The following is a 12705-nucleotide window of genomic DNA, read 5'->3' as shown; positions in this document are numbered from 1 at the left end:
ACCGGGCCCGTCGCCTTTCCGAACGGTCCTCGGCTCCCCCACGGACATGCTCCCCCGAGCCGCTGTCCCCGGACCGTGACCGTCCGATTCCCGTCCCCCGACGGGAGTCCTCGTTACGCGACCAGCTCGCCGAACGCCCGGACGGTGTCGCCCGACTTGTTCAGGTGCTCGTCGTCGCGCAGCCGGCGCAGGGCGCGCCAGATGCTGCTCTTGACGGTGCCGACGCTGATCCCCAGCACGTCGGCGATCTCCGGGTCCGTCTTGCCCTCGTAGTACCGCAGCACCAGCATGGTGCGCTGGTTCTCCGGCAGCTTCGCCAGCGCCTGCCAGAGCACGGTGCGCAGCTCGGTGCCGCCCATCGCGTCGGTGTCGCCGGCCGTCTCCGGCAGCTCCTCGGTCGGGTACTCGTTGACCTTGCGGCGCCGCCAGGCGGAGATGTGCAGGTTGGTCATGGTGCGGCGGAGGTAACCCCCGACCGCGGCCTTGTCGGTGATCCGGCCCCAGGCCCGGTAGGTGCTGAAGAGCGCGCTCTGCAGCAGGTCCTCGGCCTCGTAGCGGTCACCGGTGAGGTGGTACGCCGTGGCGTACAGGGAGGCGCGGCGCTCGCGCACGTACGCGGTGAACTCCGTGATGTGGTCCTCCGCGGCGGCCGAGTGCTCCCCCTGCGCGCCTCCCTGTCCGGCCTCGGTGGTGCGGGCCGCGGCGGGGTTCAACCGCAGCAGCGTCGCACCGGCGGCCTCGCGACCCGCCGACTCCCCCGAGCCGACCGTCCGCAGACCGTTCCCCCCGGCCCCCCGGTTCCCCCCGGGGGCCTCCGTGCCCTCGACGCGGACGGGGAGGATCCCCCGCAGCGTCAGGGTGGTGCCGGAGTCGACCGAACTCCCCAGTCGGCCGATCCCGTACAGCTCCCCCGTCCTGCCTCCGCCGCTCACCCGGCGGGCGACAGGGTTTCCACCGGTGCTGTGCGCGCACCCCCGTACGGTCACGGCACCGGAGTTCTCGTCGGTCCTGACCTCGTACCGGGTCCGGTGGGTGGTCGCTGACGAACGCGCGGTGCGGACAGCCGGGTTGGTCCGGGTCTGAAGCATGGCGGTCATCGTGCGCCCCCTTGGATCGGTACGAGCGGTTCCGGTAGCCGCCCTCCAGCCGGCCTTCCGGCCCGCTGTCCTGCGGCGACATGGAAAATCCTGCCCGCCGGTTGTGATGGCGCTGTCCGCCGACTGTCACAGGGGTGTCACAGGCGGGGGCCTTTCGTCCCGGTCCGCCTCCCTCCGTACCGGACGCCGGTGGCGGTCCTTCCGGTTCCCGTACGGTCCGTGAGCGGTCCGGGGGGTGATTCGGGGCTGCGGGTGGGCCAAAATGGGGCCGTGCCTTTCCTCCTACTCATCGAGGACGACGACGCCATCCGGACCGGCCTCGAACTCGCCCTCACCCGCCAGGGCCACCGCGTGGCCACCGCCGCCTCCGGTGAGGACGGTCTGAGGCTCTTCAAGGAGCAGCGGCCCGACCTGATCGTGCTGGACGTCATGTTGCCCGGGATCGACGGCTTCGAGGTGTGCCGCCGGATCCGGCGCACCGACCAGCTGCCGATCATCCTGCTGACCGCACGCTCGGACGACATCGACGTGGTGGTGGGCCTGGAGTCCGGCGCGGACGACTACGTGGTCAAACCGGTGCAGCCACGCGTGCTGGACGCCCGGATCCGGGCGGTGCTGCGGCGCGGCGAGCGGGAGAGTTCGGACTCCTCCGCGTACGGCACCGTGGTGATCGACCGCGCGGCGATGACCGTCACCAAGGACGGACAGGACCTCCAGCTCACCCCGACCGAGCTGCGGCTGCTGCTGGAGCTCAGCCGCCGCCCCGGGCAGGCGCTCTCCCGCCAGCAGCTGCTGCGGCTGGTCTGGGAGCACGACTACCTCGGCGACTCGCGCCTGGTGGACGCCTGCGTGCAGCGGCTGCGGGCCAAGGTCGAGGACGTGCCGTCCGCGCCGACGCTGATCCGCACCGTGCGCGGGGTGGGCTACCGGCTGGACCCGCCGGCCTGAGCCCTCCCCTCCCCCTGCCCTCCGACCGCTGACCTCCCGTATCACGACAGGCTCTTGTGACTGACCATCAGACGACTGCCCGGCGTTTCCCGGCGGGCCGGTGGCGACGGCTGCGCTCCCTGCGCGTACGGCTGATCGCGGTGTTCGCGGCGGTCGCGCTGCTCGCCGCCGTTTCGGCCTCCGGCATCGCGTACTGGCTGAACCGCGACGCGGTGCTCAAGCGTGCCCAGGACACCGCGCTGAACGACTTCCGGGTCTCGCTCAGCCGCAACGTCTCCGAGCTGCCGCTGAACGCGGCCTGCCCGGAGCTGGCCACGCTGGCCTCCAACGTGGCCAGCTCCGGCCTCAGTTACGACGTGGTGGTGGTCGACCCGGCGCACCCGGAGTGCCCCTCGGCCTCCTCCGACCCGACGCGCTTCACGCTGGCCGACGTGCCGGCCGCGCTGCAGTCCACGGTCGCCAAGCCGCGCGAGGTCACCGAGAGCAACCCGTACCCGTACCACCTGTACTGGCAGCGGCAGAACCTGGAGGGCCGGCCGTTCGTGATCGGCGGCACCAAGGTGGTGCCGAACGGCCCGACGGCGTACATGTTCAAGTCGCTGGAGAACGAGCGGGCCGACCTGAACACGCTGGGCTGGTCGCTGGCGATCGCCACCCTGCTCGCGCTGATCGGCTCGGCGCTGCTCGCCCAGGCCGCCTCGGCCACCGTGCTGCGGCCGGTCAAGCGGCTCGGCGACGCGGCCCGGCGGCTCGGCGAGGGGCACCTGGACACCCGGCTCGAAGTCGACGGCGCGGACGAACTCGCCGATCTGGCGCGGACCTTCAACCGGACCGCGGAGCAGCTCCACGAGCAGGTCGAGGAGCTGAGCGCGCGCGAGGCGCAGAGCCGGCGGTTCGTCGCCGACATGTCGCACGAGCTGCGCACCCCGCTGACCGCGATGACCGCCGTCACCGACATCCTGGAGGACGAGGCCGAGTCGCTGGACCCGATGATCGAGCCGGCCGTCCGGCTGGTGGTCAGCGAGACCCGGCGGCTGTCCGACCTGGTGGAGAACCTGATGGAGGTGACCCGCTTCGACGCCGGCACCGCCAAGCTGGTCGCCGACGAGATGGACATCTCCGACCTGATCATGTCCTGCATCGACGGGCGTGCCTGGTACGACGCGGTCGAGGTGGACGCCCCGCGCGGCATCCTGGCCGTGGTCGACCCGCGCCGGCTCGACGTGGTCTTCGCCAACCTGATCGGCAACGCGCTCAAGCACGGCGGCTCGCCGGTGCGGGTCAGGGTCCGGCAGTCCGAGGACTCGGTGGTGGTCGAGGTCAGCGACAGCGGCCCGGGCATCCCGGAGGACGTGCTGCCGCACGTCTTCGACCGCTTCTACAAGGCGGACCGGGGGCGGGCCCGCTCGGAGGGCAGCGGCCTGGGGCTGTCGATCGCGATGGCCAACGCGCAGATACACGGGGGGACGATCACGGCGGCGAACGGGGAGGTCGGCGCGGTGTTCACCCTGACACTGCCGCTGACGCCACCGCCTCCGCCGTCCGCGGGCGGGGCCGAGAACGGCCCCGCGCGCGACGCCGTCGAGGACAAGGACGCCACGTGACCGCCCCCACCCGCACCGCCCTGCGCCGCACCGCCGGCGCGCTGCTCCTGCTCGCGCTGGCCTCCGGCTGCGGCATCCGGCCGACCGCCGTACCGGTCGACGCCGGCGCCCCGGCCAGCCGGACGGCGTGCCCGACCACCCCGCACATACCCACCGCGCTGGCCACCCCGACCGGCCCCGCACCGGCCGTGACCGCGGCCCGCGGCGCCGCCAAGGGCGCCGCGAGCCCGAGCCCGTCGCCCACGCCGGTGGTGCCCGGCAGCCCGCCGCCGGACAACGCGTTCAGCGCCGTGCCGACGGCCTCGCCCTGCAAGTAGCGGAGGGCGCCGGGGGCGCGTTCGGGAATGTTCACGCCCGACGTGGAACCGCCGCGCCACCGGCTCACGTCCTTCCCCCCGTGCAGCGACATGGCACCAGGACACGCGAGGAGCGTTCCGGCGCGGGGACCGAGAGCAGCCCGGCGGCGGCCGTCCACCGTTCCCTCCGGCCGGCCGGACTGACGGGCCTGGCCCTGTACCTGGCGCTGGTGCTCTGGGTGGTGCTGAGACCGCTTCCGGTGGCGTGGGTGTACGACGCCAACCTGACGCCGCTGGCCTCGCTGCGCTCCTCCACCGGCTGGCAGGTGGTCGGCGAGCTGCTGCTGCTGGCCCCGCTCGGCGTCCTGCTGCCGCTGGCCGGCGGGCGCCTGCGGGCCCCCTGGCTGCCGTCCTTCCTGCGCACCACCGGCGTCTCCGCGCTGCTGGCGACCGGGCTGGAGTTCCTGTCCTCCTGGACGCCGGGGCACGTCCTCAACGTGGACCACATCCTGTTCGCCGTGATCGGTGTGGCCACCACGCACGTCGCGCTGGTCCCCGGCCTGCGCCACCTGCTCCGGGAGCGTCGGCCGCGGGCGCCCCGGGTGTCCGTCCTGGCCGTCCCGCCGGTGACCGCCGTCGGCCGGGTGGCCGCCGTCGCGCCCGCCCCCCGGCCGTCCGTCGCCCGTCCGCGCGCCTACGCGGAGCCGACGCCGCCCGTCCGCTGAACCGGCGCCACCCGACCGCCAACCTCGACCAGCCCGCCCGGGCGCAACCCGGTCAGCAGCTGCGAGCCCCGGCCCTGGGTCACGGTCAGCGCCCGGCCGAGCCGCGCGGTCAGCAGCAGGGCGGCCGCCCCGGTCGCCTCGTCCTCGTCGATCCCGTCGCCGCGCCCGGGGAAGGCCCGCGCCCGGACGCTGCCGGCCGCCTCGTCCTGCCAGGCCCAGGCGTAGATCCACTCCCCCGGCGGCGGCACCTCCAGCGCCTCCACCTCGGCCACCGATCCGTACTGCCGCAGCGTCCGCGGCGGGGCCCACTGCGGCCGGGCCTCGATCCGGGTCACCCCGTCCGCGCGCCGCACGCCCACCACGCCGGCGGCCGTGACCAGCCGGTCCACCCCGAGCAGCCAGGCGGCGCCCACGCACGGGTGCCCGGCGAACGGCAGACGCAGCGTCGGGGTGAAGATGTCGATCTCCCCGCGCTCCGGGTCGTCGACGAACACCGTCTCACTGAAGCCGAGTTCGTGCGCGATCCGCTGCCGGTCGGCGCGCTCCGGGACGGCGGCGCCGTCCCGCACCACACCGAGCTCGTTCCCGTACCGGCCGTCAGGTCCGCAAAAGACCCGCAGCACCTCATACTCAGTCATTTCCCACCTCGTCAATTGCCGCTCCGGCAGAGCGCAACGACACCGTGACGTAAAGGCCGCGACGAATGTCAGCCGCCTCCAGTACTGTGCGCTCTCGTCCCCAAACGGTTCCGCCGTTGTTTCTTCCCTCCCACAGGAAACCCCCCTTGAACAATCTCGACTTCAGCGCCGAACCGCTGTTCTCCTGGTACGTCGTCCTGCTGGCGCTCAGCGGCGTCCTCATGCTGCTCCTCGGGGCCTTCGCCGGCGGGCTGAAGGTCGGCCTGCGGATCCTCAACGTCGTGGTCGCCCTCGGTTTCCTGGGGTACGCCTACTACCTCGCGTTCGTCTTCGAGGGCGGCACGTACTACATCTTCTTCAAGGTGTTCATCCTGCCGGTCGCGCTGATCGCCGGTTCCGTGAAGGCGATCGTCGAGCGCAGCAACGCCAAGAACCAGCCGGCCCCGCAGGCGCCGTACAACCCGAACGCGCCGCAGGCGCCGTTCAACCCCAACGCGCCGCAGGCCCCGTTCAACCCCAACGCCCCGCAGCCGGGCGCGCCGCAGGCCGCCACGCCGTACCCGCCGGGCGTCCCGCCGCAGCCGGTGGCGGACAACCCGTACGCGCAGCCCGCGCCGCCGGCCCAGCCGCCGCACCCGGCCGGCTGATCCGGACGCACCCGTCGTACGAACGCCGGAAGGCCCGTCCGTCACCGCTCTGCAGCGGGTGACGGACGGGCCTTCCGGCGTCTGCGGGGTCGCTCCCCGGTGCCGCCCGTGGGCGGCCCTACCCGTTCCTGCGGCGGCGCGCCACGACCAGGGTGCCCACCCCGAGGGCTATCGCGACCGCACCGGTGATCGCCATCGGCGCGGAGCTGGGGCCGCCGCCGGTGGAGGCCAGCCGGGTCTCCGGGGTCGGCGCCGCGGCGGTGACCACCTGCGGGAGGCCGGCCGCCGGGCTCGGCGCCGCGCTGGTGGTCTGGACGACCGGGACGACCGCGACGGCGGACGGCGCCGACGCGGTCGGCGTCGGGGTGGCCGACGCGGTGGGCACCGGCGTCGCGGTGGAGCTCGGCGCGGCCACGATCATGAAGTCGGCCTTCGGGCTGGACGCCTCGCTCCCGCTCTCGCCCTCGCCGGGCAGGCTGCCCGCGAGGGCCGCCAGGGACTGGGCCATGGCCGGGGTGTCCCTGGTGAAGGACAGCCGGACGTCGATCGTCCGGGTCTCGCCCTTCGCCAGCGCCATCACGTCGGCGCTCTTGTCACCGGTGCGCAGCCCCAGGTAGAGCCAGCCGGGGTGCTCCGAGCTGCCTGCCGGGGTCCCCTCCAGCCAGGCCCCGCCGGCCGTCCTGAACTCGAACCTGACGGTCTCGGAGGGGAGCTCGGTCGCCCCCCGGAAGACGATCGCGGGCAGGATGCGGAGGTCCTTGCCGCTGGTGTTGGCGAAGACCAGCCTGAACGCCTTCGCCTCGCCACCCGCCGTGAAGGCGGCGGGCACGCCGTCGAGCCTGACGTCCGCCGTGGCGGCGGGCCTGGGCGCCGCGGTCGTCGGCGTGACCGCCGGGGCGATGACCAGGTCCGAGAAGCCGATCGCGGAGGAGACCCGCTGCTCCGGCGGCAGGGCGGGGTCCGAGACGACGGCGCTGAACCCGGGCGTCACCCGGCCCGCCGGGGTGTCGGCGGCGACGGTGAGCCGCAGCCGGTAGACGGCCTCGGTACCGGGCGCCAGGTGCAGCTGCGCGGGCTGGTCGAGGTCCCAGAGGCCGCCGCTGTTCGTGGCCCGCACCTTGGCGTCCTGCCACTGCGTGCCGTCGGGCGACCGGTACTGCAGCGTGAACTGGCTCGGCTTGGTGGCGGTACCGGTGTCCCCGATGACGACGGAGGACGCGGGCACGTCCATCTGGTGGTCGGCGGTGTTCCTGAGCGTCACGGTGAACTCCACCGGCGCGGCGCCCGCCTTGACGGTGCCGGGCAGGCCGCCGAGGGCGACGGTGACCGGCGAGGGCTGGGCCTGGGCGCCCTGGGTGGCCGCGACGGCCCCCGGGGCGGCGAGGACGGCCGGGGCCTCGACGACGGCCAGGCCGGAGGCCAGGGTGACGGCGGCGGTCGCGGCCAGGAAGCTGCGCTGTGGAATGCGCAATGTCAACCTCACGAGAGAATTCGGACAGAGCCCAACAGAACGTGAAATCGCTTGCGTGAGAGGCCATTTCCTGGCGATGGCGCGCCGATGTTCCGCCCCCCGGCCAACAGCGACTGCGGCATCATATCGAGCCCATTCCACGGGCCCGCGGCGGGAGGTCACGGGGCATTCGGCCCGGGCCGGAGGGTGGTGGTCCTCAGGGTCACCCTGAGGACGACCCCGACGTCCGGCTACGCCTCCCCGGTGAACGTTCGGGGTGCGGAATCACCTGCCGGGCTGAGGCTTTCGCGCCGGCGACGGCGGAGCATGGAAGTACGCCCGCCGGACCGGCCGGACCGGGTCGCACCGTGCGGACCAGATCAGGAGTACACCATGAGCGCGCGCCTTGCCCGTCCCCGCCACAACCGCGTCATCGCCGGCGTCTGCGCCGGGATCGCCGCCCGCTTCGGGCTGACCCCGGGGACCGTCCGGCTGATCTTCCTGCTGTCCTGCCTGCTGCCCGGCCCGCAGTTCCTGCTCTACCTCGCCCTCTGGCTGCTCCTCCCCCAGGAGCCGTGAGCCGTCGGCCGCGAGCCGCGAGCCGCACGCTGTGAGCCGTGAGCCGTCGCGGCGGAACGCGGACGGGCCGCCCGCCCCGGTGCTCCGGGGCGGGCGGCCCGTCCGCGTGTCGGCGGCTGCGGAATCAGCCGCCCAGGCCCGGCAGGCCCGGAAGGGCGCCGGTCAGCCCGCCGAGGGGGGTCTTGTCGAGACCCGGGACGGAGGGAACGGCGGCGCGCTGCTGGGTGACGCCGGCGAGCGGGGCCTCGGCGGCCGGGGCGGCGTGGCCGACGCTCGGGGCGAGGGTGCCCAGCGTGCCGGTGACCTTGTCGCCGCCGGGCAGCTTGGCGGCGGTGTCGGTGACCGCCCCGGTCACCGCGGGGTTCGTCACCGCGCCGGTGGGCAGCCCGAGGCCGCCGGGCGCCGGGGCGGCGTCGGCGAAGGCGGTGCCGGCGCCGACCGCCGCGATGGCGATGCCGAGCGCCGCGGTGCCGGCGGCCTTGAGAGCCTGCTTCATGGTTCGTCCCCTTGGGTCCTCGTCGGAGGCCGACGACGCGTACGGCTTCCGGCGGACGGGAGGCCGCCACCGTGCCTGGTCGGCAATGACTGGCACACCGTAGTGAGCCGGTCGCGCGAGAACCAAGGAGCGTTCACTCACCCGAGTGAGTAGTCGGATGAACGCCAACTTCCTTGCGGAAGAAGGCCGTTCATCCGACCGAAAGGAGCGCGTCAGCGCTACGGCTCAGTTGCCGCCGGTGCCCGCGCTGAACAGCCACTCGGCCTTCAGCTCGGCGTAGCCCGGCTTGATCACGTCGTTGATCATCGCCAGTCGCTCGTCGAAGGGCAGGAACGCGGACTTCATGGCGTTCACGGTGAACCACTCCATGTCGCCCAGGGTGTAGCCGAAGGCCTCGACCAGGTGCCCGAACTCCTGGCTCATGCTGGTGCCGCTCATGAGCCGGTTGTCGGTGTTCACCGTGACCCGGAACTTCAGCCGGCTGAGCAGCCCGATCGGGTGCTCGGCGTACGAGGTGGCCGCCGCGGTCTGGAGGTTGGAGGTGGGGCACATCTCCAGCGGGATGCGCTTGTCGCGCACGTACGCGGCCAGCCGGCCGAGCTCGACGCTGCCGTCCTCGTTCACCGTGATGTCGTCGACGATCCGCACGCCGTGGCCGAGCCGGTCGGCGCCGCAGCACTGCAGGGCCTCCCAGATCGACGGCAGGCCGAAGGCCTCGCCCGCGTGGATGGTGAAGTGGTTGTTCTCGCCCTTGAGGTAGTCGAAGGCGGCCTGGTGGCGGGTGGGGGGGTAGCCGGCCTCGGCACCGGCGATGTCGAAGCCGACGACACCCGAGTCCCGGTGGCGGTTGGCCAGTTCGGCGATCTCCTGCGAGCGGGCGGCGTGCCGCATCGCGGTGATCAGGGTGCCGATGCGGATCCGGTGGCCGGCCGCGCGGGCGTTGGCCTCGCCCAGGCGGAAGCCCTCCTGGACGGCCTCGACGACCTCGTCGAGGGTCAGGCCGCCCTCCAGGTGCTGCTCGGGGGCATACCGGACCTCGGCGTACACGACGCCGTCGGCGGCCAGGTCCTCGGCGCAGTCGGCGGCGACCTTGATCAGGGCCTCGCGGGTCTGCATCACGGCGCAGGTGTGCGCGAAGGTCTCCAGGTAGCGGACCAGCGAGCCGGAGTCGGCGGCCTCGCGGAACCACTCGCCGAGTTCCTTGACGTCGGTGGTGGGGAGTCCCTCGTAGCCGACGGCGGCGGCCAGCTCGACGACGGTCTCCGGACGCAGCCCGCCGTCCAGGTGGTCGTGCAGCAGGACCTTGGGCGCGCGGCGGATCTGGTCGGCGGCGGGGATGCGCGGGCCGGTGCCCGCGGTGGTGACGGGGATCTGCTTCTCCATTGCGGAAATATAGCCCCTACGCGCGTAGACCCACCACTGCGAACACCACCGAATGGTCCAAACTCCGCCCAGAATTCCACCGACCGGTCCATAGGATCCGCCAAACCGCCCTGGCCGTTCCGGAATACCGCGACGACGGTTTCAGTCGTGCTGGAGCAGCCGTCCGCGCCGGGACAGCACGAAGTCCCGGAACGCCTTCGCCGGCGGCGTCAGCGGCCGCCCCGCCGCCCAGGCCAGTCCGACCGCCCGCCGGGTACGCGGCGCCGTCACCTCCAGCTCCACCACCCCGGGCCGCGGCACCAGGGCCGGCGGCAGCAGCGCCACCCCCAGCCCGGCCGCCACCAGACCGCGCAGCGTCTCGGCCTCCTCCCCCTCGAACGCCAGCCGGGGGACGAACCCGGCCTCCGCGCAGAAGCCGTCCGTGATCGCGCGCAGCCCGTACCCCTGCTCCAGCCCGACGAACGGCTCCTCGGCCACCTCCGCCAGCCGGATCCGCCGGCGCCCGGCCAGCCGGTGGTCCGCCGGGACGACCAGGTGCAGGCGCTGCTCGTCCAACGGGCGGGCGGTGAACGCCGGATCCTCCGGCAGCGGCGCCACCAGGCAGAGGTCCAGCTCGCCGGCCCGCAGCCGCTCCAGCATCGCCGCGCCGTAGTCCTGCACCAGCTGGAACCGCACCCGGGGGTGCGCCGCGCGGAAGCCGCGCAGCAGCGCCGGCACCGCGTCCGGCCCCATCGTGTGCAGGAAGCCGAAGGCGACCAGCCCCGCCTCCGGGTCCGCCTCCGCCCTGGCCGCCTGCGCGCCCCGCTCGACCTCGGCCAGCGCCCGCTCCACCGAGGCCAGCAGCAGCCGGCCCGCCCTGGTCAGCCGGACCGTACGGCCCTGACGGGCCAGCAGCTCCACCCCCAGCTCCTCCTCCAGGCGCGCCACCGCACGCGACAGCGTCGGCTGCGGCATCCCGAGCACCGCGGCCGCCTGCGTCACGTGCTCCAGCCGGGCCACCGCCGCGAACTGCGCCAGCCGGGGCGCCAGCAGGACGGCCGGCTCGTCCGGCCCCAACTCGGCCGCCCGGTACCGCTGCTCCCCGCCGTCCACCGGCTCCGGCCCGGCCATCCCGCCACCACCTCGACACCTCGACTCATACGCCAGTGCATCGATCATGCCTGCTTCATGCATTGGACGCATCAACGACACCAGGCCTACGGTCAACGGCATGCAGCCCTCAAGTACCAGGGCATCCGTGCCCGCCCCGGATGCCCCCGCCACCGCCACCGCCACCGCCCCGGACGACCGCCTCCGCCCCGGACGGCCCGCCTTCCGCCGCGCCAACCTCGCCCTGTTCGCCGCCGGGGTCGCGACCTTCGTCCTGCTCTACTCCACCCAGGGCCTGCTGCCGGTCCTCTCGGCCGACCTCGACCTCACCCCCGGCCAGGCCAGCTGGACGGCCTCCGCCGCCACCCTCGGCCTCGCCCTCGGACTGCTCCCGGCGAGCGCGCTCTCCGACAGGTACGGCCGCACCGCCGTGATGACGGCCTCCACCCTCGCCGCCTCCGTCCTCGCCCTCGCCCTGCTCGCCACGCTCGTGTTCCGGCTGCTGATCCCCGCCGCCCGGCACTTCACCCCCGCCCCGGTGGACGCCCGCGCGCTCGCCCGCACCGTCGGACGCCACCTGCGCAACCCGCTGCTGGTCCGGCTGTACGCGCTCGGGATGCTGTTCATGGCCGTGTTCGGCGCGGTCTACAACACCGTCGGCTACCGGCTGATCTCCGCGCCGTTCCACCTGCCGGAGTCGATCGCCGCCTCGATCTTCGTGGTCTACCTGGTCGGCACCGGCACCTCCGCCGCGGCCGGCCGCCTCTCCGGCCGACTGGGCCGCCGCGGCGCCCTCTACGTCTCCGTCGGCGTCACCTCGGCCGGCCTGCTGCTCTCGCTCGCCGACTCCCTGCTCTGCGCGCTGCTCGGCCTGGTCCTGATCACCGCGGGCTTCTTCGCCGGCCACGCCACCGCGTCCTCCGCGGTCGGCCGCACCGCCACCGAGGGCCGCGCCCAGGCCTCAGCGCTCTACCTGATCGCCTACTACCTCGGCAACAGCCTCGGCGGCACCCTCGGCGCCGACGCCTACCACGCCACCGGCTGGCCCGGAGCCGCCGCCGTCGGCCTCACCGCCATGACCCTCGCCGCCGGCGTCACCCTCTACGCCACCCGTCAGGCGCATACCACGAGGCGAGCGCTCGCGGACGGTTGACAGCCGCCGCCGATACACTCCGGGACATGAGCATCGATCCTGCTGTGTACGCCCGGCTCCGCGAGATCGCGGATCAGCTGCCGAGGGTGCCGGGGATAGGGAAGATCGAGATCGCCGACGGCGAGATTGTCATGATGATGTCGCCCGTGAAACGCCACGAGCTCGCAGTCATCCGCCTGGCACAGCAGCTCAATGCCCAACTGCCACAGACCCACCCCGGCTACATCGCCCACGGCGGCGCGGACTTGGAGGACATCGGCCTCGGTCGGCTCCGGAACCCTGACCTGATGGTGTTCCCCGACGCGGCTCTGGACGACGACTGCCCGGCGTTCCTTCCCCACGAGATCCTTCTCGTCGTGGAGATCGTCTCCAAGTCCAACCCCGAGAACGACTACCACGACAAGGTCCGCGACTACTCGGCGATGGGTATCCCGCTGTACCTCCTGGTCGATCCCCGCAAGGGCACCGGCATCATTCACGACGAGCCCGGCTACACCCGCCGCAAGGACTTCGTCTTCGGCGACACGATCACCGTGGGCCCGTGGAAGCTCGACACCAGTGTCCTGCGGACGTACGCCTGAGCGCACGTCCGCAGGACAC

14 protein-coding genes are annotated in these 12705 nt (G+C 73.4%); 8 read left to right on the top strand and 6 right to left on the bottom strand.

Translation table 11 applies throughout. The annotated features are described in order from the left end of the window. Nucleotides 1-113: 113 nt before the first annotated feature. Nucleotides 114-1088 (bottom strand): SigE family RNA polymerase sigma factor, encoded by a 975-nt coding sequence (locus ABT048_RS05680; protein ID WP_396551879.1) that lies wholly within the window; start codon nucleotides 1086-1088, stop codon nucleotides 114-116. Nucleotides 1089-1367: 279 nt separating this feature from the next. Between ABT048_RS05680 and ABT048_RS05675 the strand changes: the two genes are divergently transcribed. From ABT048_RS05675 to ABT048_RS05660, 4 genes are all read left to right on the top strand, one after another. Beyond that, nucleotides 1368-2045 (top strand): response regulator, encoded by a 678-nt coding sequence (locus tag ABT048_RS05675; RefSeq protein WP_063349065.1) that lies wholly within the window; start codon nucleotides 1368-1370, stop codon nucleotides 2043-2045. A 56-nt stretch (nucleotides 2046-2101) separates the two neighbouring features. Beyond that, complete coding sequence (locus tag ABT048_RS05670) at nucleotides 2102-3649, top strand: ATP-binding protein (protein WP_350520008.1); 1548 nt, start codon at nucleotides 2102-2104, stop codon at nucleotides 3647-3649. Continuing rightward, complete coding sequence (locus ABT048_RS05665; RefSeq protein WP_350520007.1) at nucleotides 3646-3966, top strand: hypothetical protein; 321 nt, start codon at nucleotides 3646-3648, stop codon at nucleotides 3964-3966. The genes ABT048_RS05670 and ABT048_RS05665 overlap by 4 nt, the downstream gene beginning before the upstream one ends. Before the next feature lie 80 nt (nucleotides 3967-4046). Then, nucleotides 4047-4670 (top strand): VanZ family protein, encoded by a 624-nt coding sequence (locus ABT048_RS05660; RefSeq protein ID WP_350520006.1) that lies wholly within the window; start codon nucleotides 4047-4049, stop codon nucleotides 4668-4670. Here ABT048_RS05660 and ABT048_RS05655 read toward each other — a convergent pair. Beyond that, nucleotides 4640-5308, bottom strand: a complete 669-nt coding sequence (locus tag ABT048_RS05655) for a PhzF family phenazine biosynthesis protein (protein ID WP_350520005.1) — start codon at nucleotides 5306-5308, stop codon at nucleotides 4640-4642. The two genes, ABT048_RS05660 and ABT048_RS05655, sit on opposite strands and share 31 nt — an antisense overlap. 146 nt (nucleotides 5309-5454) lie before the next feature. On the opposite strand from ABT048_RS05655, the gene ABT048_RS05650 reads away from it, so the two are divergent. After that, on the top strand, nucleotides 5455-5955 hold the full coding sequence (locus tag ABT048_RS05650; RefSeq protein ID WP_350520004.1) for a hypothetical protein: 501 nt from the start codon (nucleotides 5455-5457) through the stop codon (nucleotides 5953-5955). 118 nt (nucleotides 5956-6073) lie between these two features. On the opposite strand, the gene ABT048_RS05645 is transcribed toward ABT048_RS05650, so the two are convergent. Continuing rightward, a complete protein-coding gene (locus ABT048_RS05645; RefSeq protein ID WP_350520003.1) occupies nucleotides 6074-7426 on the bottom strand; it encodes a hypothetical protein in 1353 nt (450 codons plus the stop codon). A 372-nt stretch (nucleotides 7427-7798) separates the two neighbouring features. On the opposite strand from ABT048_RS05645, the gene ABT048_RS05640 reads away from it, so the two are divergent. Further along, nucleotides 7799-7984 (top strand): PspC domain-containing protein, encoded by a 186-nt coding sequence (locus ABT048_RS05640; protein WP_350520002.1) that lies wholly within the window; start codon nucleotides 7799-7801, stop codon nucleotides 7982-7984. Between the two features lie 124 nt (nucleotides 7985-8108). Here ABT048_RS05640 and ABT048_RS05635 read toward each other — a convergent pair whose 3' ends face one another. The 3 genes from ABT048_RS05635 to ABT048_RS05625 all read right to left on the bottom strand — a co-directional run bounded on the left by ABT048_RS05635 (nucleotide 8109) and on the right by ABT048_RS05625 (nucleotide 10973). Continuing rightward, nucleotides 8109-8480 (bottom strand): ATP-binding protein, encoded by a 372-nt coding sequence (locus ABT048_RS05635; protein ID WP_350520001.1) that lies wholly within the window; start codon nucleotides 8478-8480, stop codon nucleotides 8109-8111. 225 nt (nucleotides 8481-8705) lie between these two features. Continuing rightward, nucleotides 8706-9863 (bottom strand): adenosine deaminase, encoded by a 1158-nt coding sequence (locus ABT048_RS05630; protein WP_350520000.1) that lies wholly within the window; start codon nucleotides 9861-9863, stop codon nucleotides 8706-8708. A gap of 141 nt (nucleotides 9864-10004) precedes the next feature. Continuing rightward, on the bottom strand, nucleotides 10005-10973 hold the full coding sequence (locus ABT048_RS05625; protein WP_350519999.1) for a LysR family transcriptional regulator: 969 nt from the start codon (nucleotides 10971-10973) through the stop codon (nucleotides 10005-10007). A 100-nt stretch (nucleotides 10974-11073) separates the two neighbouring features. Between ABT048_RS05625 and ABT048_RS05620 the strand changes: the two genes are divergently transcribed. Beyond that, the gene (locus ABT048_RS05620; protein WP_350519998.1) at nucleotides 11074-12105 is read left to right on the top strand and encodes an MFS transporter; all 1032 of its coding nucleotides are present in this window, start codon (nucleotides 11074-11076) and stop codon (nucleotides 12103-12105) included. A 26-nt stretch (nucleotides 12106-12131) separates the two neighbouring features. Next, the gene (locus ABT048_RS05615) at nucleotides 12132-12686 is read left to right on the top strand and encodes a Uma2 family endonuclease (protein ID WP_350519997.1); all 555 of its coding nucleotides are present in this window, start codon (nucleotides 12132-12134) and stop codon (nucleotides 12684-12686) included. Nucleotides 12687-12705: the final 19 nt, after the last annotated feature.

Origin of the sequence: Kitasatospora sp. NPDC096140, from assembly GCF_040303045.1 — a bacterium.
Taxonomy (GTDB): Bacteria; Actinomycetota; Actinomycetes; order Streptomycetales; family Streptomycetaceae; genus Kitasatospora.
Note: the sequence above shows the minus strand (reverse complement) of the source record. Positions and strands in the feature narration are given on the sequence as shown.